The organism is Actinomycetospora sp. (assembly GCF_036497245.1).
Taxonomy (GTDB): domain Bacteria; phylum Actinomycetota; class Actinomycetes; order Mycobacteriales; family Pseudonocardiaceae; genus Actinomycetospora.
Genome location: NZ_DASXJS010000012.1, coordinates 1 through 21,798 on the forward strand (window position 1 = coordinate 1; position 21,798 = coordinate 21,798).

At 74.0% G+C, this 21,798-nt stretch carries 20 protein-coding genes and 1 pseudogene; 7 read left to right on the forward strand and 14 right to left on the reverse strand.

Annotated elements, in window-relative coordinates; all coding sequences use genetic code 11:
• The 6 genes and pseudogenes from VGI02_RS01845 to VGI02_RS01870 all read right to left on the reverse strand — a co-directional run.
• Positions 1 to 199: pseudogene (locus VGI02_RS01845) on the reverse strand (NAD(P)-dependent oxidoreductase); the annotation flags it as partial.
• Positions 200 to 269: 70 nt separating this feature from the next.
• Complete coding sequence (locus VGI02_RS01850) at positions 270 to 1,451, reverse strand: zinc-dependent alcohol dehydrogenase (RefSeq protein WP_331625525.1); 1,182 nt, start codon at positions 1,449 to 1,451, stop codon at positions 270 to 272.
• Between the two features lie 169 nt (positions 1,452 to 1,620).
• Entirely contained in the window at positions 1,621 to 2,349 is a 729-nt protein-coding gene (locus VGI02_RS01855) for a CDP-alcohol phosphatidyltransferase family protein (protein ID WP_331625526.1), read from the reverse strand.
• A gap of 12 nt (positions 2,350 to 2,361) precedes the next feature.
• Complete coding sequence (locus VGI02_RS01860; RefSeq protein ID WP_331625527.1) at positions 2,362 to 3,213, reverse strand: endonuclease/exonuclease/phosphatase family protein; 852 nt, start codon at positions 3,211 to 3,213, stop codon at positions 2,362 to 2,364.
• A gap of 103 nt (positions 3,214 to 3,316) precedes the next feature.
• Entirely contained in the window at positions 3,317 to 3,634 is a 318-nt protein-coding gene (locus VGI02_RS01865; RefSeq protein WP_331625528.1) for a DUF8129 domain-containing protein, read from the reverse strand.
• Positions 3,635 to 3,742: 108 nt separating this feature from the next.
• Positions 3,743 to 5,638: an aconitate hydratase gene (locus tag VGI02_RS01870; RefSeq protein WP_414638176.1), complete on the reverse strand. Its 1,896-nt coding sequence runs from the start codon at positions 5,636 to 5,638 to the stop codon at positions 3,743 to 3,745.
• Positions 5,639 to 5,875: 237 nt separating this feature from the next.
• Between VGI02_RS01870 and VGI02_RS01875 the strand changes: the two genes are divergently transcribed.
• The 3 genes from VGI02_RS01875 (at position 5,876) to VGI02_RS01885 (ending at position 7,792) form a co-directional block, all read left to right on the forward strand.
• Positions 5,876 to 6,370: an SRPBCC family protein gene (locus tag VGI02_RS01875; protein ID WP_331625529.1), complete on the forward strand. Its 495-nt coding sequence runs from the start codon at positions 5,876 to 5,878 to the stop codon at positions 6,368 to 6,370.
• A 44-nt stretch (positions 6,371 to 6,414) separates the two neighbouring features.
• The gene (locus VGI02_RS01880) at positions 6,415 to 7,152 is read left to right on the forward strand and encodes a DUF1990 family protein (RefSeq protein ID WP_331625531.1); all 738 of its coding nucleotides are present in this window, start codon (positions 6,415 to 6,417) and stop codon (positions 7,150 to 7,152) included.
• 298 nt (positions 7,153 to 7,450) lie between these two features.
• Entirely contained in the window at positions 7,451 to 7,792 is a 342-nt protein-coding gene (locus VGI02_RS01885) for a hypothetical protein (RefSeq protein WP_331625532.1), read from the forward strand.
• 31 nt (positions 7,793 to 7,823) lie between these two features.
• Here VGI02_RS01885 and VGI02_RS01890 read toward each other — a convergent pair whose 3' ends face one another.
• From VGI02_RS01890 to VGI02_RS01925, 8 genes are all read right to left on the reverse strand, one after another.
• Positions 7,824 to 8,909, reverse strand: a complete 1,086-nt coding sequence (locus VGI02_RS01890) for a D-alanine--D-alanine ligase family protein (RefSeq protein WP_331625533.1) — start codon at positions 8,907 to 8,909, stop codon at positions 7,824 to 7,826.
• A gap of 7 nt (positions 8,910 to 8,916) precedes the next feature.
• Positions 8,917 to 10,236 (reverse strand): ATP-grasp domain-containing protein, encoded by a 1,320-nt coding sequence (locus VGI02_RS01895; protein ID WP_331625534.1) that lies wholly within the window; start codon positions 10,234 to 10,236, stop codon positions 8,917 to 8,919.
• Positions 10,233 to 11,024, reverse strand: a complete 792-nt coding sequence (locus VGI02_RS01900; RefSeq protein WP_331625536.1) for a TauD/TfdA dioxygenase family protein — start codon at positions 11,022 to 11,024, stop codon at positions 10,233 to 10,235. The genes VGI02_RS01895 and VGI02_RS01900 overlap by 4 nt, the downstream gene beginning before the upstream one ends.
• On the reverse strand, positions 11,021 to 11,860 hold the full coding sequence (locus tag VGI02_RS01905) for an O-methyltransferase (RefSeq protein WP_331625537.1): 840 nt from the start codon (positions 11,858 to 11,860) through the stop codon (positions 11,021 to 11,023). Before VGI02_RS01905 ends, VGI02_RS01900 begins: the two co-directional genes overlap by 4 nt.
• Entirely contained in the window at positions 11,857 to 13,083 is a 1,227-nt protein-coding gene (locus tag VGI02_RS01910) for a sedoheptulose 7-phosphate cyclase (protein WP_331625538.1), read from the reverse strand. The genes VGI02_RS01905 and VGI02_RS01910 overlap by 4 nt, the downstream gene beginning before the upstream one ends.
• Positions 13,084 to 13,109: 26 nt before the next feature.
• Positions 13,110 to 13,778, reverse strand: coding sequence for an HAD family hydrolase (locus VGI02_RS01915; protein ID WP_331625539.1), 669 nt, complete (start codon positions 13,776 to 13,778; stop codon positions 13,110 to 13,112).
• A 73-nt stretch (positions 13,779 to 13,851) separates the two neighbouring features.
• Positions 13,852 to 14,127 carry a WhiB family transcriptional regulator gene (locus tag VGI02_RS01920; RefSeq protein WP_331625541.1) on the reverse strand — a complete coding sequence of 92 codons (276 nt, stop codon included), beginning with the start codon at positions 14,125 to 14,127 and terminating at the stop codon, positions 13,852 to 13,854.
• Positions 14,128 to 14,287: 160 nt separating this feature from the next.
• Complete coding sequence (locus VGI02_RS01925; protein WP_331625543.1) at positions 14,288 to 15,277, reverse strand: MerR family transcriptional regulator; 990 nt, start codon at positions 15,275 to 15,277, stop codon at positions 14,288 to 14,290.
• A gap of 441 nt (positions 15,278 to 15,718) precedes the next feature.
• Here VGI02_RS01925 and VGI02_RS01930 point away from each other — a divergent pair, with 441 nt between their 5' ends.
• The 4 genes from VGI02_RS01930 to VGI02_RS01945 are packed head-to-tail and all read left to right on the forward strand — an operon-like array spanning position 15,719 to position 21,796.
• A complete protein-coding gene (locus tag VGI02_RS01930; protein ID WP_331625544.1) occupies positions 15,719 to 16,714 on the forward strand; it encodes a glycosyltransferase in 996 nt (331 codons plus the stop codon).
• Positions 16,711 to 17,733, forward strand: coding sequence for a glycosyltransferase (locus VGI02_RS01935; RefSeq protein ID WP_331625545.1), 1,023 nt, complete (start codon positions 16,711 to 16,713; stop codon positions 17,731 to 17,733). The genes VGI02_RS01930 and VGI02_RS01935 overlap by 4 nt, the downstream gene beginning before the upstream one ends.
• A complete protein-coding gene (locus VGI02_RS01940; RefSeq protein ID WP_331625546.1) occupies positions 17,730 to 19,571 on the forward strand; it encodes a glycosyltransferase in 1,842 nt (613 codons plus the stop codon). Before VGI02_RS01935 ends, VGI02_RS01940 begins: the two co-directional genes overlap by 4 nt.
• On the forward strand, positions 19,568 to 21,796 hold the full coding sequence (locus tag VGI02_RS01945; protein WP_331625547.1) for a glycosyltransferase: 2,229 nt from the start codon (positions 19,568 to 19,570) through the stop codon (positions 21,794 to 21,796). Before VGI02_RS01940 ends, VGI02_RS01945 begins: the two co-directional genes overlap by 4 nt.
• Positions 21,797 to 21,798: the final 2 nt, after the last annotated feature.

The window sequence follows — 21,798 nt, forward strand, 5'->3', positions numbered from 1 at the left end:
ACGCGACGTCCGCGCCCTCCTCGGCGAAGGCGACCGCAACCGCCCGGCCGATCCCCGAGTCACCACCCGTGATCAACGCCCGGCGTCCGGACAACAGGTCGCGGCCGACATAGCCGATCATCTCGTCGCGCGGCTCCGGCGCCATGTCACCGGTACTCCCGGGGTAGGCCTGCGACTGCGGGGGCGGCTGCTCGGTCATGGATCTCCTCCGGACGGGTTCGACTGCACTTCTCGAGCCCGTCACCGGCGGCGCCGAGACGGGGACACTGCTACGGCTTGAGCACGACCTTGATCGCGCCCTCGGCCTTGCGCTGGAAGATGTCGTAGCCGTGCGCGGCTTCCTCGAGCGGCAGCGCGTGGGTCTCGAGGTCCTCGACCCCGAGCGGGTCGGTCTCGTCCTGCACCAACGGCAGCAGGTCCGGGATCCACCGCTTGACGTGGGCCTGTCCCATCGCCAGCCGGATCCCCTTGTCGAAGATCTTCAGCATGGGCAGCGGGTCCGCCATACCGCCGTAGACCCCGGACAGCGAAACGACGCCACCACGGCGCACGGCATCCACGCACCCGACGAGTGCCGCTGTGCGGTCGACGCCCGCCAGAGACATCAGCGGGGCGGCCACGGCGTCCGGAAGCTTTCCGAGAATTCTCTGCGCAGCCTGGGGCACCGGCGATCCGTGCGCCTCCATCCCGACCGCGTCGATCGCCGAGTCGGTGCCGCGCCCGTCGGTCAGGTCCCGGATCGTCGTCGTGACGTCCTGCACCCGGCTCGAGTCGATGATCTCCGCGCCGTGGCGGCGGGCCATGGCGAGTCGCTCCGGGACCGCGTCGACGCCGATGACGCGGTATCCGTGGTGACGGGCGATGCGTGCCGACATCTGTCCGATCGGGCCGAGCCCGAACACGACGACGCTTCCGCCCTTCGGGACGTCGGCGTACTCGACGGCCTGCCACGCCGTCGGCAGGACGTCCGAGAGGTAGAGGAAGCGCTCGTCGGGCGGCCCTTCGGGCACCTTGATCGGCCCGAACTGGGCCTGCGGCACCCGCAGGTACTCAGCCTGTCCACCGGGGACCTGCCCGTAGAGCTTCGTGTAGCCGAACAGCGAGGCACCGCAGCCCATCTCGCGGTTCTGGGTCGTCTCGCACTGCGCGAAGAGCTGGCGCTCGCACATCCAGCAGTGCCCGCAGGAGATGTTGAACGGCACGACCACGCGGTCGCCGACGGCGAGGTCCCCGGTCTCGGACCCCACCTGCTCGACGACACCCATCGGCTCGTGTCCGAGGACGTCACCACGATCCAGGAAGGGGCCGAGCACCTCGTAGAGGTGCAGGTCCGAGCCGCAGATGGCGGTGCTGGTGATCCGGACGATGGCGTCCGTGGGGGCTTGGATCGCCGGGTCGGGGACCGTCTGGACCCGCACGTCGTTCTGGCCCTGCCAGGTCAGTGCCTTCATGTCCTTCGCCTCCTCACGAGACCGAGGACGCACCTCGACCCCGCCGGGGTGGTGTTCCGGGGGAAGGCTGGTGGGTCAACCTGACGTGGGCCGGGCTACCCGGGGGCGGCCGCGCCCGACACGTGGAGCCGGGTCGCCGTCGACGACGTCCAGGCGACGACACCGACACCTACGTGCGGTGACCGGGCTCCGGACCGTCCTGATCGTCACCGTCGGCCCGGGCCACGTTGCGGGGAAGATCTCGTAGTCGCCGACGGATGTTGACGACCAGCTGCACCGTGGTGCCCAGGGTGATGACCGCCCAGAGCGCCGCGCCGACGGTCACCACCAGGATCGCGGCGGACGGCACGGCGCCGGCCGCGGCGAACGAGATGCCCCCGATCAGGAGGCGGGTGGGGCGCTCGGCGATGGTCACCAGGCCGATCTCCGACATGCCCTCGGCGGCCGCGCCGCCCCGGGTCGCCTCGTCGAGGAGGGTGAGGACCGCGGCCGCCGCGCACAGGGGCCCGGGAGCACCGAGGGCCCACAGCCCGACGATCATGCTCACGTCGCCGATGCGGTCCACCAGCTGGTCCAGGATCCGGCCCCAGGCGGTCGCGGTGTGGGTCAGCTCCGCGACCGCGCCGTCGATGCCGTCGAGCACCGCCACGGCGATCACCAGGGCAGCTGCGAGCAGGGCCCAGCGGCCACCGAGAGATGCGACGACGCTGATGGCGATGGCACCGACCGCGCCGACGGTGGTCACCCGGGTCGGGTGGACGCCGCGGCGGGCCAGCGGCGTGGCGAGACGGTGCGCGAGACGCAGCCAGGCCATGGTCGGCCGGGAGGACCGGACGTCGTACCCGCCGTGGGCCCGGGACCAGCGGTCGAGGTAGGCGTCGAAGTCGTCGACATCCATGGAAACCACCGATCAGACCAGGCGGAGCGACGCGGTCACGGGATCGTGGTCGCTCGGGGGCGCGCCGGTGACCGGGTCGCGGTCGCGCACGATCCCCGATTCGTCGATGCGCCAGCGTCGCTCCCGGTCGCCGACGAGGATCCAGTCCAGACGCAGCGGCAGGCGTCCGTACCGCACCCGGTGGACGTGGCGCACCAGCAACGACCGGACGCCTCCGAACGCGTGGAAGGTGGCTTCGCCCCGGCCGTCACCCTCGCCCGCGAGATAGGAGTCCTCGTAGCCGTTCGCGAGGAACGACCGGTACGGCGCGGATCCCGGCGGGCAGTTGAAGTCCCCCGTCACCAACGTGGGTGGCGCCCCCTCGGTCGAGCACGCGAATCGCCGCAGGACCAGCTCGGCTCCTCGTTCCCGGGCGGGACTGCTCCAATGATCCAGATGCGTGTTGACGTGGCGGAAGACCACGTCGGTACCGCGGACCGCGAACGTCGCCCAGTTGACCGTCCGGACCCCCCGTGATCGCCACGAGGAGGACGGCACCTCCGGGGTCTCGCTGAGCCAGAACCCGCCGGCGTCGACCAGATCGAGCCGATCGGGGGAGAAGAGGATCGCGTTGTACTCCGGACGCCGTTCGTTCCCGCCGGCCGGCCCCAGGAGGACGCGGTACTCGGGGAGCTGTTCGCGGTAGGTTGCCAGGCTCTCGGTCTGGAGCTCCTGGACCCCGAGGAGATCGGGCGCGTGGTCGCGCACGGTCGCGACGTTGCGCGCGGCGCGCAGCGGCCACCGGTGCGGGCCGTCCGCGGGCGAGGTGAATCCCCGGACGTTGAAGCTCATCACCCGCAGCCGGGCCGGTCCCCCGACCTCCATGATCCGTCCTTCACGCCGCCGGGGTCCTGTGCAGGGCTCAGACTGCCACGCCCGCCCTCGGCACCGATCGAGCCCCGGCGGTGGATGGTGTCGCCGCGATACCTCAGCCGCCCCAGGTGACCTGGCGCAGACCGTGCCGATCCGGCGGTCCGGGTCGGGCCGCCGAGTCCGGGGTGACCGGTGAGCCGTGCTCGGTGTGACCGGTCTCGGGGCGCAGGCCGTCCTGCGGCCCCGAGGAGGGGGTGGCACCGTCGCGGAGCTGCTGACGACGCGACCGCATGACCTCGAGAACCGGTAGCCGGTTGGCCTGACCCTGCTCGTGCTCGATGAGCTGCTCCAGCTGATCCTCGTCGAGTGCACGGATGCGGTCGGCGACCGATCCCAGCGGGAGATGGTCGAAGCCGGGGATGGGCAATGTCATCTCGATCTCCTGACGGTTGAGGGGGGACGCGGCTACCCCGTCCCCGGGTCCGGCCACACGCGGCCTCCGCGTCCCTCGTCCGCCGCCGGCCCCAGCAGCCGGACCCGCTCAGGAACTCTCCGCGATCTCTCGGATCAGCCCGCCGGCCAGCACCATCGACACCTGGCGCGACGAGAGCCGGTGGCGGAGCGTGAGCTCGCGGCCGTCGACGGACGCGGTCACCTCGGAGCCGTCCCGCAGCGCATCGTGGACCCCGGTGAACGACAGGGTCGCGCCCTGCTCGAGGGCGTCGTGGTCGGAGTCGTCGGTGAACTCGAGCGCGAGAATCCCGAAGTTCGCGAGGTTCTGCCAGTGGATGCGGGCGAACGACTTCGCGACCACGACCCGAAGGCCGAGGTAGCGCGGGCAGATCGCGGCGTGCTCACGGGACGATCCCTGGCCGTAGTTGTCGCCCCCGACGATGGCGTGGCCGGTATCGCGGATCTCCTCCGCCCGTGACGGGTAGTCCTCGTCGATCCGGACGAACGCGAACCGGGCCAGCTGCGGGATGTTCGACCGGTAGGGCAGCGCGGCAGCTCCCGCGGGGGAGATGTCGTCGGTCGAGATGTCGTCGCCGACCTTGAGCAGGATCGGTATCTCGAGGTCGTCGGGGAAACCGTCCAGCTCGGGGAGCCCCGAGATGTTCGGGCCCTTCACCAGATCGACCTCGCGGGCGTCCTCGGCGGAGGGGGGCTCGGAAAGCATCGCCGTGTTCACCGTCGCGTGTTCCGGCAGCCCGAGGTCGCCCCACTGCAGGTCCAGTTTCCCGGCGAGCTCGCGGGGGTCGGTGACGACGCCGGTCAGCGCGCTCGCGGCCGCGGTCTCCGGGGAGCACAACCAGACCTGGTCGTCGACGCCTCCCCCGGAGCGGCCGGGGAAGTTGCGCGGGAAGGTGCGCAGCGAGTTGGTTCCCGGTGCCGGCGCCTGGCCCATGCCGATGCACCCCATGCAGCCCGCCTGGTGGATGCGCGCGCCCGCCGCGATCAGCGAGAACGTCCCGCCCCATCGGGTGAGGTCCGCGAGGATCTCGCGCGAGCTCGGGTTCACGTCGAAACTCACCGCATCGTCGGTCTGACGGCCCTCGACCATGCGCGCGGCGATCGCGAAGTCCCGCAGGCCGGGATTCGCCGACGAGCCGATGACGACCTGGCCGACCGGCTCGCCCGCCGCCTCGGAGACCGGCACGACGTTGCCCGGCGAGGACGGCTTCGCGATCAACGGCACGATCCCGGCCAGGTCGATCTGCTCGGTGAGGTCGTACTCCGCGTCGTCGTCGGCGACGAGCTCGACGAAGTCCTCCTCGCGGCCCTCGGAGCGCAGGAACGCGCGGACGGCGTCGTCGGCCGGGAACACCGACGTGGTCGCGCCCAGCTCGGCGCCCATGTTCGCGATGACATGGCGGTCCATCGCGGACAACGTCGCCAGACCCGGCCCGTGGTACTCGATGATGCGGTTGGTGCCGCCCTTCGTGCCGTGTCGGCGCAGCATCTCCAGGATCACGTCCTTGGCCGAGCACCACGGCGGCAGCTCGCCGACGAGCTCGACGCCCCAGATCTCGGGCATGCGGATCGACAGCGGCCGCCCGGTGATCGCGAGCGCCACCTCGAGCCCCCCGACCCCGATCGCGAGCATCCCCAGGGAGCCGCCGGCCGGGGTGTGGGAGTCCGACCCGACCATCGTCCTTCCGGGGATCCCGAAGCGCTGCATGTGCGTCGGGTGCGAGACGCCGTTGCCGGGCTTGGAGTACCAGAGTCCGAACCTGCGGCAGGCCGAGTGCAGGTAGGCGTGGTCCTCGGCGTTCTTCTCGTCGGTCTGGAGCAGGTTGTGGTCGACGTACTGCACCGACAGCTCGGTCCGGGCCCGTTCCAGCCCGAGCGCTTCGAGTTCCTGCATGACCAGGGTCCCGGTCGCGTCCTGGGTGAGCGTCTGGTCGATCCGGATCGACACCTCCTCACCCGGGACCATCTCGCCCTCGACCAGGTGCGAGGAGATCAGCTGATGGGCAACGGATCGGGTCGCCACGGCGAGCACCTCCGGTTTCCGCTCGTCCAAACCTTGTCTACCGACGATGGTGCCGCGACGCACATCCGCCGTGGCGGGACGTTTGGGGGTGGCGTCACCGCCGGGTAGGCCCGTGATCGATCAGAGAGTCCACCGGCCACGAGGGCCGGCGATCATCCGATGACGAGACGGGAGTGCCCGATGGGTACCGCGACGCACTACCTCGAGATCCACGCCCCGGCGCAGCGCTGCTACGACTGGTGGCGGCCCCTGACCCACCTGCCGGACATCATGCCCGACGTCACCGAGGTGGAGTCCCGTCCGCCCGAGGCGGACCGCACCCACTGGAAGGTCGCCGGGCCGGCCGGGACCACCATCGAGTGGGACGCGCGCATCGTCGAGGACGAGGCCGGACGCAAGATCGCCTGGAAGTCCGTGGACTCTGCCGACGGTGGCAGCACGACGGTCCCCAACGGCGGCGCCGTGCGCTTCGACGATCACGGCGACTCCACCGGGGTCGAGGTCAGCCTGCACTTCGACCCGCCCGGCGGCCGCGCGGGCGAGGCGGTGGCCAGCCTGTTCGCGGACCCGCAGCAGAAGGTCGAGCGCGGGCTCGAGTCGTTCAAGCACATGATGGAGAACGGGCTCGACCGGTCCGACGCCGGCCAGACCTGGCAGGACCCCGGGCCGGCGTGAAGGGCTCGGGAGGCACGCGGGCGCGGCGGCTCTGAGGACATCCGATGACCGCACACGCCACGGAGGTTCCCCCGCAGCCCGGGCCGGCGCGGCGGGCCGCGGTCATCGCGCGCTTCCCCGTCGGCCTGGCGGTGAGCACCACCCGCTACCTCCGGTCGCGGCGCCACGTCCGGCGCAGCGAGGAGGCCGGGGATGCCTCCGACCTGCCGCCGGAGCTGGACCCCCGGCGCGTCGACGGACGGCTCAAGACCGTCGACGACGGCGCGGGGCCACTGCTGCACCGGCTGTTCCGGATCCACGTCCGCGACGCCCGCCTGGACGCGGCCGGCCTGTTCGACACCCTGGTCCCCGACCTCGATCGGGCCGCCCCGTCCGAGGTCGTGTCCTTCCGCAAGCAGCGGGGACGTCTCGGGGAGCTGGCGCCGGGCGACGAGTACCGGGTCAGGATGCCGGCCCCCTGGGACGGACCCGTGCGGGTCGTGGACCGGACCCCGACCTCGTTCCGCTTCGCCACGCTGCGCGGTCACCTCGAAGCCGGGCAGATCGAGTTCCGGGCCGACGACCGCGGCGGCGACCTGACCTTCGAGATCGAGACCTGGTCGCGTCCCGGGGACCGGGCCGCGGCCCTGGTGTTCGATCGGCTCCTGCTGGCCAAGGAGATCCAGCTCCACATGTGGAGCCAGTTCGCTCTGTCCGTGGCCTCGTTCGCCGGCGGGCACCGCGACGGGCCGGTCACCGTCCACACCCGCCGGGCCCGCTGGTCCGGCGTTCGTCGCCACTGAGGCCCGCCCGAAGCAGCCGCGATCGGCGGACACGAACCCGGCCGACCCGTGTTGTCTGTCGGGGTGCGACGTGTCACAGTCGTCGCGCCGGTCGGTTGACGAGAACAGCCGTGGTCGATGTCCCGTCCGAGCGCCCCCGCCGATGCCGGTGCACCGAGTCCACTGCTGCGGGTCACGACCCCGGCGGCGGCGAGTGCACGGTCATGGCGAGGGGCACCTTGCGGAAGGTGCCCGCTGTGCTGCACGCCTGTCCCGACCTCGTGTCCGCTCCGCCCTCCCGTGCGCAGCGGCCTTCCCCGTGACCGACGTGGCAGGCGACGGGAATGGGCCCCTCACGCTCGGAGTCGCCGTCCGGGTCGGGCTCCGGGCCCTCGGCAACCTGGCCCAGGTCGCGGAGCACGTCACGGACGGACGCCTCGAGGCCCTGTTACGGAGCACCCTCACCCATCACGGCTCGCTCACGGCCGGGACACCGATCGGGGCCGCGCCCGATCCGGCCGTCGCGGTCCGCGCCGCCTGCGCCTACCTCGGGGCGGGCGAGTACGAGGACGCCTACCTCGCTCTGCATACCGCCCTCGACTTCGTCAGGCCGACACCCACGGCCCACGACGAATACCCCGGGCTCGGGGGTCAGGCGTGAGCACTCGGCCGGGAGAGTGCCGCCCGAGCGTTCATCGGGGTGCTGAGCCGTGGCCGGCGCCCGTGCCGCTCGTCGCCGGGGCCCGGGCGGCCGCGCGCGCGACCATCTCCGCGAAGAGGTCGGGCAACCCGATCCCGGCCCTCTCGGCCATCGCGGTGATCACGCTGCCCGGCGCGAACGAGCAGTAGAGGCCCGCCTCGAGGAACCAGGGTCGGCCCTGTCGGTCGATCCGGAAGTCGAAGAGGCCGTAGTCGCGGCAGCCCATCGCCGTGTAGCAGCGCCGGGCCGCCTCCTGGACCGGACCGGTGACCGGGTCGGCGGCGTCGACCGTCCAGGCCCGGCCCGCGCCCTTCGCGACCAGGCCGAGCTCCCCCTCCTGGTCGCGGGCCAGCTTGTCCGCCGGGAGCCGGACGGGCGCCGCGTCCTCGTCGACCGGGTACTCCTCGAGCGGCAGGCACACGAGCTCACCGTGACGCTCGATCACACCGCAGCGCACCTCGCGGCCGGCCGGCACGTAGCGCTCCACCAGCGCCGCGCCGGAGTGCTCGAGCGCGGCCGCGAGGGCCGGCCCGTATTGCTCGGGGCGGCGCACCAGCGTCATGCCGAGCGAGTTGTCGGAGTCCGCGGGCTTGACGACGACGGGCAGCGGCGGCGGCTCCCCCGGTGACGACGCGGACCGGACCACGCGACCGTCGGGCACGTCGACCCCGCCGTGGGCGACGAGGGCGCGGGCCCGCGGCTTGTCGGCGCCGAGCGCCATGACCTCGGGCGGGTTGCCGACGACCGGGATGCCGAGCACGTCGAACAGCGCACGGTAGGCGGTCATGCCGGGCAGGCAGAACATCTGCGGGACGACGACGTCGGGCGCGATCTCCCGGACCCGTGCGAGTGCCCCGCCGACGTCGAGGGCCGGGCCGTCGTCGGGCGCGGCGGCACCCAGCGACCGGGGGAACCGCCAGATCCCGTCCGGAGCGACGTGGGCGACGGCGACCTCGTAGCGGGCGGGGTCGGCGGTGGCCGCCACGGCGTCGCGGGCGTAGAGCCGGGACAGCTCGGCGAGGAACTCGCTGGTCGGGGAGCCGACGAGGTGCAGCAGACGCACCGTGGGCCAGTCCACGTCGTCCTCAGTCCCCGGCCGGCTCGACGAGCTTGCCGATGTTGACGTCGATCCGGAGCCAGTCCCGTCCGGCGAGCAGGGTCGCCCACAGCAGCGCCGGGATCTGCAGGTGATGCACCAGCAGGAAGGGCAGTGGGTCGTGCAGGTCGAAGATCGCGTCCTTGCCGCGCCGCAGGACCCGCAGCCGCTCGAGGGCCGTGGTGGGTGTCGTCAGCAGCCGCCAGAGCTCCTGGTAGAGCCAGTACGTGGGCCGGCTCGTCGTGCTGGGGCGCACGGTCCCGTCGACGTCGCCGAGGTAGGCGGCCGCGAGCGCCGCGGGCTGGTCGTAGAACATCGTGATCGCGGAATGGGTGCGCGGGTTGCACTCGATGGCGACGGGCCGCCCGTCGTCGTCGACGATGAGGTCGAAGGAGTACTGGCCGGTGAGCCCGCGCTCGGCGACGAACCGGGTCACCCACCGTTCGATCTCCGGGTGGTCGACCGCGGCGTAGTTGAGCTGGAAGGCCGACGACTCGCAGCAGCAGTACACCTGGAGCCGCCCGTCGCGCGCGGTGCCGTGGGTGCAGTACTCCTGGCCCCGCACGAAGGCCTGGAGGATCCACGGGGTCCCGGGCGAGATGGGCTTGGCCGCGGCCACCGCCGTGGTCTGCGCGAGGGTCGGTCGCGGCAGCGGGGTGAGGTCGAGCCGCGCGACCGGGTCGTACGGGATGCTCTTGAGCACGTAGGCCGGGCCGCCGGGCGGGAAATCGAACTCGGCCACGTCGTCGGCGCTCGTCACCCGGTGCGTATCCGGCACGGCCAGCCCGGAGGACCGCGCCGCGGCGGCGAACGCGGCCTTGTCGTCGACGGTGGCGATGGCCTCGGCGTCGCCGTGCAGAACCTCGCAGTACTGCTCGAGCACGGGTTTGGCCAGCGCGTCGTACCAGCTCGACGCCGGGCTGCAGACCGGCACGTAGACGTCAACGCCCTCGCGGCGCACGACGTCCACCAGCGCGTCGACGTAGCCCGGGTCCTCCGGAGCCGGGACGGTGTGGAAGGCGTCGACGGCGCGGGAGAAGCGGTGCCCGGTCAGGCGGTAGCGCGCCGACTCGACGAGGACGACCCGGTGCCCGGCCGCATGGAAGGCACGGGCCAGGGCCAGCGCCTTGGTCATCTTCCCGCCGCTGAGGAGCACGGTGCGCGGGCGCTCGGGTGTCTCGCGGGGCGGCGCTCCGACCACGGCCGCACGGGCCAGCGCGGCGCCGGTGACCACGAGGTTCGCCGGCAGCGCGGTGAGCAGCAACGCCTGCATGCCCAGGGTCTTCGCCGTCCGGCGCAGCGCGCTCACGTCAGGCCCGGGTAGGTCGCGACCATCCCCCGGTGCATCACCCGGTCCCCGACGACGCCGTCGTGGTCGGCCTTGTGCAGCACGGCACCGTTGTCCCAGACGACGACGTCGCCGGGACGCCACTCGTGGTGGAGGACGTTGTCGTCGCGGGTGGAGTGCTCGAGCAGCGCCGTCACGGTCCTGGCCGCCTCGTCGTCGTCCATCCCGCTCACCCCGGCGCAGCGCTTCGGGGCGTCGAGGTAGAGCGCGATCCGACCGGAGACCGGATGCGGTCGCAGGACGGGGTGCTCCGCGGCGGCCTCGTCGTCGGGACCGAGGTCGAGGCCGGTGACGACGTGGCGGATGGTGCGCCCCTCGACCCGGGCGCGCAGGTCGTCGGGCAGCGTGTCGTGGGCCCGGTACTGGTTGCTGAACAGGGTCCGGCCGCCCCGATCGGGGACCTGGACCGCACGCAGGGCGGTGTAGGCCGGGGGCCGGGCGACGTAGCCGGTGTCGATGTGGAAGGTGCTGCGCGGCGGGGTGGTGCGCCCGACGTTGGAGATGAGGTTCAGGTCGGGGTGCGCCTCCAGCGGCGTCTCCCCCGTGGTGAACGCGAGGTCGCCGAGGCTGCGCAGGAACGCCGTGAAGGCATGGTCGGCGCCGTCGTCCGCCCGGTCCTGGTCGCGCAGCACGGCGACGCCGTGCTCGGCGAGCAGATCGCGCAGGGCGGCGACGTCGTCGGCGGCGAGCGGGCCGACCTGGAGGCCGGTGACCTCGGCCCCGACCGGGTCGAGCGCGCGGTGCTTCACGGGTCGGTCCTCCCCGGAACGCGGTGGACGAGGGTCATGCCGTCCCGCAGCGGCACCAGGACCTGTTCGACGCGCGGATCGGCGCTCACGGCGTCGTTGAACGCGGCGATGGCCTCGCTGTTCGCGGTCGGTTCGGCGGCGCTGTAGGGAAGGCCCTGCAGGAGGGTGTTGTCGACGACGACGAGGGCGCGCGGGGCGAGCAGGTCGGCGTCGAGCAGGAGCCCGAGGTAGTCCGCGTAGCCCGCCTTGTCGGCGTCGACGAACACGAGATCGAACCGCTCCCCGGTCCGGGCGAGCGCGCCCACCGTGTCGGCGGCGGGACCGACGCGCACGTCGATACGCGCACCGGCCTCGGACGCGGCGAAGCTCTCCCGGGCGAACGCGGCGACCTCGGCGTCGACCTCGCAGGCCACCACGCGACCGCCCTCCCCGACGGCCTCGGCCATCGCCAGGGCCGAGTAGCCGGTGAACATCCCGATCTCGAGGACGGCGCGGGCACGGGTGGCGTGGACGAGTGTCCGCAGCAGCTGACCCTCGACGTGGCCGGAGAGCATCTCCTGCTCGAGCCCCGTGCCGCCGGGGTGCCCGCGCCAGTCGTGCCCGGCGGTCCGCCGGGCGAGCTCGGCCAGGGCGGGCGACTCCGGCGTCGTGCACCGCTCCAGGTACGGGTCGAGGCCCGCCGCCAGATCCCGGGCCCTGCGCAGGCGCGCGAGCCCGTCGGCGCCCAGCGGGCCGTGCTCGGCCTCGGCGAGGACGTCGTCGAGGGTCGCGGCCAGGATGCCGACGGGCGTGACCGGCCGCGGCCGTCCCGGTGCGGTCACCACGGCGGCGCTCACGCGACGCCCGCCTCCTCCGGCACCACGAACATGTCCTCGCCGTCGCCGCCCCGGGGATAGCCGGCGACCAGGTCCGCGTGGACCGCGAGCGTGCGGGCGAGCTCGGCGTCGGAGAGATCGTTGACGAACTCGCACGAGCCGATGGGCCGGGGCGTGGCCGCGCGCAGCGTGCCGTTGCGCGTCGCCACGATCGAGTCGGACGCCTTCGTCAGCAGCTCCGCCGTGAGGTACGGGCTGGTGAGGGCCAGGCCGAGACGGCTCATCAGCCAGAAGATCCTGTCGCGCTCACTGGTCGAGATGTATCCGCGCTGCTCGGCGACGGTGGTGGACAGGGCCATGTCGATCGCGATCGCGTGCCCGTGGAAGTACGGCCGCTCCGGGGTGAGCTCGAGGGTCGGGCTCCAGGTGTGGCCGAACGCGATGACGCGGTCGAGGTCGAGCTCCTGGAGGTTCGGGACCTCGAGCTCGAGCATGGTCCGGATCGCCTCGTAGGTGAGCTGGTGCGCGATCTCGCGCAGTTCCGGCGTGCCGTCCTGGTGCCCGAACCGGGTGTGCAGGAGGTCCTCGCCGTACTTCTCGAGCAGCTCGAAGATCTGGCCGTTGCCGACGGTCGCGATCTTGACGAGCTCCGCCATCCCGTTGCGGACCTGGTCGACGGGCAGGGTCCGGAGGAAGGAGAAGTCGAGGATGACCTGCTGCGAGGCGTGGAACGCGCCGAGGCGGTTCTTGGCCTTGCCGTGGTTGACCGCGACCTTGATGGCGACGCTCGCGTCGACGAGACCGATCAACGTCGTCGGGATGCGGACGTAGTTCGTCGAGCGCCGGAACATCGAGCAGGCGGTCCCGGTCACGTCGGTGATCAGACCGCCGCCGACCACGAGCACCGGCTCGGCGCGCACGAGCCCGAAGTCGCCGAACGCGTCGACGATCCGCTCCACGGTCCGCAGCGTCTTGTCGGGCTCGCGGATGAGCAGCGGGAAGACGGTGAGCGCGATGCCGTGGTGGTCGAAGTAGGCCTGCATCTGCTCGCCGTAGAGCTCGTGGACGGTCCGGTCGACGACCATGAAGCAGCGGCCGTAGCCGCGATAGGTGTCCGCGAGCTCGGTGTTCTCCGGGGAGAAGACGCCGTCGACGTAGAGCAGCGAGTAGTCGATCTTCTCGTAGGCCTCGACGTGGAAGGCGGTGTCGGTCGCGGTCAGCGTCGGTGCGGGCGGGGCGGCCATGGGGGGTCTCCTCGGGTGATCGGGGGTCAGCGGTCGGCCAGGGAGCGCAGCTCGGCGAGGTCGAGCCGGTCGACGCGTCCCGCGGCGTCCGCGAAGTCGTGGGAGCCGGTGTTCTCGTTGGGGAACGCGACGCAGGGGACGCCCGCGGCGACGGCCGCCCGGACGCCGCCGACGTTGTCCTCGACGGCGAGGCACTGCGAGGCGTCGAACCCGAGCTCGCCCAGCGCCACCGTGTACGCGCCCGGGTCGGGCTTGGTGCGCTCGACGCGCGAGCTGTCGACCACGACGTCGAGCGTCGCGGCGTCGATGTCGTCGGTGACCGCGTCGAGCAGCGCGGTGACGTTCTCCTTCGACGTCGACGTCACCAGACCGACGCGCAGCCCCGCCTCCCGCGCGGCCCGGATCGTCTCGGCCACACCGGGCCGGGGTCGCGCCGCCGAGGACGCCAGTCGTTCCTGGAAGATCGCCGACTTCGTGGCGTGGACCGCGTCCGCGTCCACGGATGCGCCGACCGAGCGGGCGTACTCGGCGATCCGGTCGCTGCCACCGTTGCCTGCGAGCATCGCGCGGTACTGCTCCCGGTCCCACTCCCAGTCCAGGTCGTGCCGTGAGAAGGCCTCGTTGAACGCCCGACGCTGGAGCTCGGAGGTGTCGACGACGGTGCTGATGGAGCCGAGCAGAAGTGCGGAGACCATGAACTCTCTTCCGTGCGGTGGCGGGCACCCCGGATTCGGGGCCGGTTCGCAGGCGTGTGACCTGCTGTGGCGATCAGCGGTGTCGCCGTGACGCCTCGCGCTCGCCCTCGGCGACCCCGCCCCAGATCCCGTAGGGCTCCTCGACGCGCAGCGAGTGGTCGAGGCAGTTGAGCCGGACGGGGCACCCGGCGCAGATCTCCTTGGCCCGGTCCTCGCGGCGCTGTCGGCTGATGCCGCGTTCTCCCTCGGGGTGGAAGAACATCGCGGAATCCAGGTCACGACAGGCCGCGTTGCGCTGCCAGTCCCAGATATCCGCCAGCGGTCGGGGTAGGCGCACGATGCTCGCCACGGCGATCACGCTCCGTTCGAGGCGTCAACAGTCCAACTCGGGGCCTGGCCCACGAGTGCGGAGCCGGGCGGTCCGGGGCGGACCCGCTGGGGTCCGCCGCTCGGACTATGACCGGATAGCCCCTGCGCCGCTACTTGAAACGACGCATAACCGTTGCAGTTCAGTGAAGCTCGAGCGGCAGGCCGAGACGGGCGGCGACGTGGCGCAACGCGGCGGGCAGGTCGTCGACGGTGTCGACGGTCTCGGGCAGGTCGACGAGATCCAGCCCGGCCCAGCCGGGTCCGACCGCCAGCACCGACCGGGCCGACGAGCCCGCCGTCCGCAGCGCGCCCGGCCGCGCGGTCCGCGGGGTCTGGGCCCAGAGCACCGCGGTGTCGGGGCGGGTGCGCCTGCATGCCTCGTCCAGCGCGACGTCGGGCACCGAGGGCCCCAGCATGCGGGCGGGCAGGCGCGACTCGACGAGCGCGGCGTGGAGCGCCTCCAGGGCCAGCGTGTGCTGCTCCCCGTCGGTGCAGGCCAGCAGGACCGCGGCGCCGCCGGCGACCGGGTCCGGGGTGGTGTCGGCCGCGGCGCTGATCGGACGCAGGGCGGTACTGACGGCCCACGCGAACATCAGCTGCGCGTGGATGCACCCGCCGGTCTCGGAGACCTGGCGGTCGAGCACGGCGAGGGCGGGCCGGCAGACCAGTTGCCAGGTCGCGACCACTCCCTCCGCGGCGAGGTGCTCGCTCACCCCGGCCACGACGGCGTCGGCGTCCAGCCGTTGCGATGCGTTGACGAGGCCGCGGACCAACCGGGCCCGCGAGCGCCGACCGCCGTCGGGCTCCCCGCCCGTCGCGGGCGCGCTCGCCACCGGGCCGTCTCCCGACTCCTGCCCGCGGGCCAGCGCGGCGGCCGCCGCGGGGGCGACCCCCTGCCCCACCAGCCGGCACATGGTCTCGAGCTCGGCGACGTCGCGCTCGGCGTAGCGGCGGTACCGCCCGGTCTCGTGGCCGGCCGGTCCCAGGCCGTACCGGTGGGCCCAGCTGCGCAGGGTGGACGGTGCGACACCCAACCGGCGGGCCACCGCACCCGCGGTCAGCTCGACGCCGGCCGCAGGACGCTCGGGTTCACCGGAGGCGTCGATATCGTCACCCTCCCTGCCGACCATTCCGGGCCTCGCTCCTCGCCCATCGGCGCGGAGTGGGTGGACGCCGCCGCGCGGCCTCGGGCTGCGGGTGATCGTACTGGCGGGCCCACCTCGCCCTGGTCATAGCAGGGGTGCCCAACGCCCGCGCCCTGAAACGTTGCAGGATCGATGCAACGTTTACCGAACGTGGTCGGGGGGTCATCCGAAGCATCTGCGAGACGTGCCGCTGCAGCAACCGGCGGATTCCTCGGCCGACTACGGCGCCGGAACCTCCCCGCATCGTCCGCGGACGATCGGGGTGTGGTCACGGTGGCGATGTGACCTGCTGGAGAACCGCTCGATGCGACGCGTTCCGTGCTGTCCCACCCCGTTCCCCGCCTCATGAGAGCCGGGCGTCGACCCCGGCGCGTCGCCCTCATCGGATCGTTCCGCTACCCGATCCGCGAGCCCTTCGCCGGCGGGTTGGAAGCCCATCTGGCCACCGCCGCCCGCGCGCTGCAACGGCGCGGTCACCGGGTCACGCTGTTCGCCGCCGGCGGCTCGGATCCCGACCTGCACGTCGAGGTCATGGAGCCGGGAGGCGTGCCCGACACCCCGGGGGGCCGCCGGGACATCTCCGACACCCCGGAGATCGTCGCGGCCGAGCGGGATGCCTACGGCTCACTGATGGACCGCCTCGGCGGGGAGCTCGCGGACGCCTTCGACGTCGTCCACAACCACAGCCTCCATCACCTGCCCTACACGAGGGCGTCCGAACTGCCGCGACCGATGGTCTCCACCCTGCACACGCCGCCCTTCCCCCGCCTGGAATCCGCGCTGCGCTCGGCCCGCGGCGCGGTCCGCTGTGTCGCCGTCAGCGAGCAGGTCCGGGCGGCGTGGGCGCCCGTGGCGCCCGATGCCCGCGTCATCCCCCACGGCGTCGACACCCGGGCCTGGCCGCCCGGACCCGGCGGCCCGGACCTGGTGTGGACCGGGCGCCTGGTCCCGGAGAAGGGCCCCCACCTCGCCATCGACGCGGCACGGGGAGCCGGTCGGCGCCTGCGCCTCGCCGGCCCGGTGGTCGACCGGGACTACGTCGACCGCGAGATCCGCCCGCGCCTGGGCGCCGGCGTCGACTACCTGGGACATCTCGATCAACGGGCGCTCGCCGAGGTCGTCGGGGCGTCGGGCGTCGCGCTGGTGACGCCGATGTGGGACGAGCCCTACGGCCTGGTGGTGGCCGAGGCCCTGGCCTGCGGCACGCCGGTGGTCGCGTTCGCGCGGGGCGGCATCCCGGAGACCCTCACCCCGGAGTGCGGGCGCCTCGTCCGTCCCGGTGACGTCGGGGACATGGCCGACGCCGTCGCGGAGGCCGAGCGGCTCCCGCGCCCGGCGGCCCGGCACCGCGCGGTCACCCACTGCTCGCTCGGGACGATGGTCGATCGCCTCGAGGACCTCTACCGGGAGGCGACGGCGTGATCGGGTACTACGTGCACCACCACGGGCTGGGTCATCTCACCCGCGCCCGCTCCGTCGCCGCGGCCACCGACGTCCCGGTGACCGCCCTGACCTCGTTGTCTCCGGGCCCCGACCCCGAGCCCTTCGCCCGCTGGGTGGAACTCCCCCGCGACGACGGCGCCGGAGACCTGGGCGACGACCCGGACGCGGGAGGCGCGCTGCACTGGGCGCCCCGCGGGTCCGCCGGGTACGCCGCCCGCATGGCGCGCCTCGCCGAGTGGGTCCGCGACACCCGGCCGCGGGCCGTCGTCGTCGACGCCTCGGTCGAGGTCGCGGTCATGGTGCGGCTGCTCGGCGTGCCGGTGATCGTGATGGCGGCACCCGGGACCCGGGACGACGAGCCGCACCGCCTGGCCTACCGCACCGCGACCCGGATCCTCGCGCCGTGGACGGCCGCGGTGATGGACCCGCCCCACACCCGGGTCCCGGCCGGCAGGACGACCTACTGCGGGGCGATCTCCCGCTTCGACGGCCGGGCGACCTCCGAGCGGGCAGGCGGGCGCGAGGTCCTCGTCCTGATCGGCGCGGGCGGCTCGGCGCTGCGTCCCGACGACGTCGACGCCGCACGCGCGGCGACGCCCGGATGGACCTGGCGCACCCTCGGCGTCGACGGATGGGCCGGCGGCGACGAGGTGTGGTCCGCGCTGCGCGCCTGCGACGTCGTGGTCTGTCACGGCGGTCAGAACGCCCTCGCGGAGGTCGCCGCGGCCCGACGTCCCGCGGTCGTGGTGCCGCAGCACCGCCCGTTCGGCGAGCAGCACGCGACCGCCGCCGCGCTGGGGGCCGCCGGGATCGCGGTCGCCCCGCCCGATGCGCCCACCCCGGGCGAGTGGCCGGCCCTGCTCGAGCGGGCGCGCGCACTCGGCGGCCGCGGGTGGGCGCGGTGGAGTCATGGCGACGGGGCGCGCCGCGCGGCCGCGGCGATCGAGGCGGTCGCCGCCGACACGCCTGCCCCGGCGGGAAGGGCGGCCGCGGCATGACCCCGTGCGCGGTCATCACCCCCGTCGCCGGGCGCGCGGCGCACCTGCGTGCCCAGCGCGCCGCCCTGGCCACCGGCGACACCGTCCCCGACCTGCACGTCATCGTGGCCATGGGGCCGACCGGTGACCTCGTCGACCCCGGCCCCGGCCCCGCCCCCGACCCCGACTCCGGCCCCCGGACCGTGGTCGTCGAGATCGAGGTGCCCGACGCGGGCCTGCCGCTCGCCGCCGCGCGCAACCTGGGCGCGGCCGAGGCGCGGCGTCACGGCGCCGAGCTGCTCGTCTTCCTCGACGTCGACTGCCTGCCGGGCACGCAGCTCCTGACCCGCTACGGCGAGGCGGCGCGGGGCGATCCCGACGCGGTGCTCGCCGGGCCCGTGACCTACCTGCCGCCGGCCCCGGCCGGCGGGTGGTCGGCGGGTGCCCTGGCGCAGCGACGTCGTCCCCACCCGGTGCGCCCGGACCCGGCGCCCGGGGAGGTCGTCGACGGCGACCATCGGCTGTTCTGGTCGTTGTCGTTCGCGGTCACCACCGCCACGTGGGACCGCATCGGCGGGTTCGACGAGAGCTATCTCGGCTACGGCGCGGAGGACACCGACCTCGGGCAGCGGGCCCGCGCCGCCGGGGTCGACCTGCGCTGGGTCGGCGGGGCCGACGCGTTCCACCAGCACCACCCCACGAGCCACCCACCACTGGACAAGGTCGACGACGTCCTCCGCAACGGCGGGCGCTTCGCCGCGACGTGGGGCTGGTGGCCGATGGAGGGGTGGCTCGCGGACCTCGCCGAACACGGCGCCGTCCGGGAGACCGACGGCGGGTGGGAGCGCACCGCCCCGCTGCGGCTGCTGACGTTCCCGTCCGCGCACCACTACCTGGACGCGGTCCGCCCGCCCACGGTCGTCCCCGCCCCGGTGCGCCGCGCCGGGCCGTGGGACCCCGACCCGCTCTACGACCCCGACGCCCTCACCCGGGTCCGCGCCGACGTCGACGTGGTCCACGTCCACTTCGGGTTCGACCACCTCGACGCCGCGGCGATGGCGCGCTGGACGGCGCGGGTGCGTGCCCTGGGCCTCCCGCTGGTGGTGACGGTGCACGACCTGCGCAACCCGCATCACGTCACCCGCGAGCACCACGACGCGGTGCTCGCCGTCCTGGTCGCCGCCGCCGACCGTCTGATCACCCTGACCGAGGGTGCCGCCGCCGAGCTCCGCCGACGGTTCGACGTCGGGTGCGAGGTCCTCCCGCACCCCAGCACCCACCCCGGCGCGACCCGCGACGTCGGCGCCCCCGAGCCCGGGCTGGTGCTGTGCAGCCTCAAGTCGCTGCGGGCCAACGTCGTCGAGCCCGCCCGGGTCGTGGCGGCGGCCGTCGACGGTGCCGCGCGCTCCGGAGGGCGGGTGCGCGTCGACCTCCATCCCGGGGCCGACCAGGACCCCGAGCTGGCGCCGGTGCGCCGCGCCGCCGCCGCGGGGGACCTGGACCTGCGGGTCCACGGACGCCGTGACGACCGGGATCTGCTCGCCGACCTCGACCGGGCCCACGTCGCGCTCCTGCCCTACCGCTTCGGGACCCACTCCGGGTGGCTGGAGCTCTGCCGTGACCGCGGCACCACCGTGGTCGCCCCGAGCTGTGGCTACTTCGGTGAGCAGTGGTCGCAGGTCGTCCCCTACACCCACGACGAGCACCACGGCCTGGACGAGGCGTCGTTGCGCGCCGCGGTGGCCACCGCCCTCGCCGCACCTCCCCCGGCTCCCGCCGACCCCGAGCTGCGCGAGCAGCAGCGCCGCGAGGTGCAGATCGCCCACGCCCGCACCTATGCCGGTCTGGTCGCCCGATGACCGGCGTCGTGCACCTCGTCGTCGGGCCGGCGGGACACGGCGTGGTGCGGCACGGCGAGACCGTCGCCGAGGCCTGCGGGCACCGCGTGGTGCGGCGCGAGGGGCCGGCCGACGTCGCCGACGCGGACCTCGCGGGCGCCGACGTGATCCACGTGCCCTTCACCGATCGGCTCTTCGGCGCCACCTGCGAGGAGGCCGCCGAGGCCTTCACCGCTCTCGCGGGCGCGGTCGGGGCGCACGGCGCGAGCCTCTCGGTCACCCTGCACGACCTGCCCCAGGGTCAGGACACCCTCGCCCGACGTCGTCGGGACGCCTACCGGACGGTGGTGGCGGGCGCGCGCGGGCTGGTGGTGAGCAGCCGCCACGAACTGGAGCACGCGCGGGACCTCGACGACACGGCCTGGTCGCGCCGGGTGATACCGCTGCCCGTGGACCGGGGCCACGCGCCGCCGGACCGGCCCGGACCGGCCGGCACCACCCCGCCCGCGACCGTCGGCGTCCTGGGTTTCCTCTACCCCGGCAAGGGCGTCGAGGACGTGCTGGCCGAGACCCCCGACGGGGCGCACGTGCTCGGCATCGGCGGGACCGCCGCGGGTCACGCCGACCAGCCCGACCACCTCGCCGGGTCGGCCCGCGCGGCGGGCGTCGGCTGGGAGGTCACGGGATACGTCGCCGACGAGAATCTGCCCGGCCGGCTCGCGACCGTGGCCGTCCCGGTCGCCCCGCACCGCCGCGTGTCCGCCTCCGGCTCGATCGCCACATGGATCGCGCACGGCCGCCGACCACTGGTGCCGGACATCCCGTACACCCGCGAGATCGACGCGGCCTGGCCCGGCACGGTGCGCCGCTACGCCGCCGACCGGCCCGGGGCGCTGCGCCGCGAGATCGAGGCCGCCCTCGACGACCCGGCACGGACGACGATCCCGCCGCAGGTCGCCGTCGGGCCCTCGCTCACCGAGGTCGCGCGGCGGTACCGGGACCATCTCGAGGCCTGTCGGCCCCCGGCCGCGCTGCGCGTGGGCGGCCGCTGGACCGTCCCGGGCAACCGCACCGACCTGCTCGACGACCTGTCGGCCCCGGACCCGCCGCACGTCAGCGTGGTCATCCCCTACTACGACGCCCAGGACCACCTCGACCTCGTGCTCGCAGGCCTGGCCCGCCAGGACCACCCCCGGTCCCGGCTCGAGATCGTCGTCGCCGACGACGGGTCCCCCCGCCCGCCACGGCTCGACGCGGCCGGCCCCGTCGCGGTCCGTGCCGTCGGCCAGCCCGACGAGGGCTTCCGCGCCGGCACCGCCCGCAACCTGGGCGCACGGGTCGCCGACGGTGAGGTGATCGCGTTCCTCGACGGCGACACCGTCCCCGAGCCGGGCTATCTGACCGCGCTCTGCCGGCTGCCGTCGCTGAGCGACGACGCGCTCGTCGTCGGCCGCCGTCGTCACGCCGAGGCCGCCGCCATCCGCGACTGGCTCGCCGGGACCGTGCCCGCCCCGGAACCGCTGCCCGAACCGGGCTGGCTCGCCGAGGGCTACGCCGGCAGCCGCGATCTGCGCGACGCCGACGAGCGTTCCTACCGCTACGTGATCAGCGCCGTGCTCGCGATGCACCGCACGCTGCTCGCCGACACCGGCGGGTTCTGCGAGGAGTTCCGCAGCTACGGCGGCGAGGACTGGGAGCTCGCGGCCCGCGCCTGGCACGCCGGCGCACTGTTCGCCCACGTCCCCGCGGCCGCGGCCTGGCACGTCGGGCCCGACTGGGCGGGACGGCAGGACTCCCGGACGAAGGACGACGAGCACCGGATGCTCGCCCGCCTCCTGCCCGACCCGGCGACCCGTCCCGGGGGAACGTCCTCGCGCTACCCCGCGACGGTGGTCGTCGTCGAGAGCCCCGATCCGCAGGCGGTGGCGACCGCGGTGGCCGCCGTCCGACACGTCGACGCGGACGCCGGGGTCTGGTGGCCCGCGGTCCGGTCGGCGACCGCGCCGGTCCGGGGCGGCCGGCCGGACGCGGCGACGCTCGCCCGCGCGGCCACCGTCGTCCACCTCACCGGGGAGGGTCCCCCGGAGCCGTTGCTCGCCTGCGCCGACCACGGCGTCGTCAGCAGCGTGGCCGGGACCGCCCGGCGGACCCGCGCGGTGGCCCGGGCGACGCGGACGGCCCGGGCGGGCGGCGGCGATCCGGCGCGGCTGACGACGCGGCTGTTCGGCCGGCGGGACCTGCCCTGACG

Bases quoted from the DNA above. Each gene is read 5' to 3' on its own strand.
- VGI02_RS01850 (WP_331625525.1), bottom strand. From the start codon at position 1,451: ATGAAGGCACTGACCTGGCAGGGCCAGAACGACGTGCGGGTCCAGACG.
- VGI02_RS01855 (WP_331625526.1), bottom strand. From the start codon at position 2,349: ATGGATGTCGACGACTTCGACGCCTACCTCGACCGCTGGTCCCGGGCC.
- VGI02_RS01860 (WP_331625527.1), bottom strand. From the start codon at position 3,213: ATGGAGGTCGGGGGACCGGCCCGGCTGCGGGTGATGAGCTTCAACGTC.
- VGI02_RS01865 (WP_331625528.1), bottom strand. From the start codon at position 3,634: ATGACATTGCCCATCCCCGGCTTCGACCATCTCCCGCTGGGATCGGTC.
- VGI02_RS01870 (WP_414638176.1), bottom strand. From the start codon at position 5,638: ATGGTCCCGGGTGAGGAGGTGTCGATCCGGATCGACCAGACGCTCACC.
- VGI02_RS01875 (WP_331625529.1), top strand. From the start codon at position 5,876: ATGGGTACCGCGACGCACTACCTCGAGATCCACGCCCCGGCGCAGCGC.
- VGI02_RS01880 (WP_331625531.1), top strand. From the start codon at position 6,415: ATGACCGCACACGCCACGGAGGTTCCCCCGCAGCCCGGGCCGGCGCGG.
- VGI02_RS01910 (WP_331625538.1), bottom strand. From the start codon at position 13,083: ATGGCCGCCCCGCCCGCACCGACGCTGACCGCGACCGACACCGCCTTC.
- VGI02_RS01915 (WP_331625539.1), bottom strand. From the start codon at position 13,778: ATGGTCTCCGCACTTCTGCTCGGCTCCATCAGCACCGTCGTCGACACC.
- VGI02_RS01925 (WP_331625543.1), bottom strand. From the start codon at position 15,277: ATGGTCGGCAGGGAGGGTGACGATATCGACGCCTCCGGTGAACCCGAG.
- VGI02_RS01940 (WP_331625546.1), top strand. From the start codon at position 17,730: ATGACCCCGTGCGCGGTCATCACCCCCGTCGCCGGGCGCGCGGCGCAC.
- VGI02_RS01945 (WP_331625547.1), top strand. From the start codon at position 19,568: ATGACCGGCGTCGTGCACCTCGTCGTCGGGCCGGCGGGACACGGCGTG.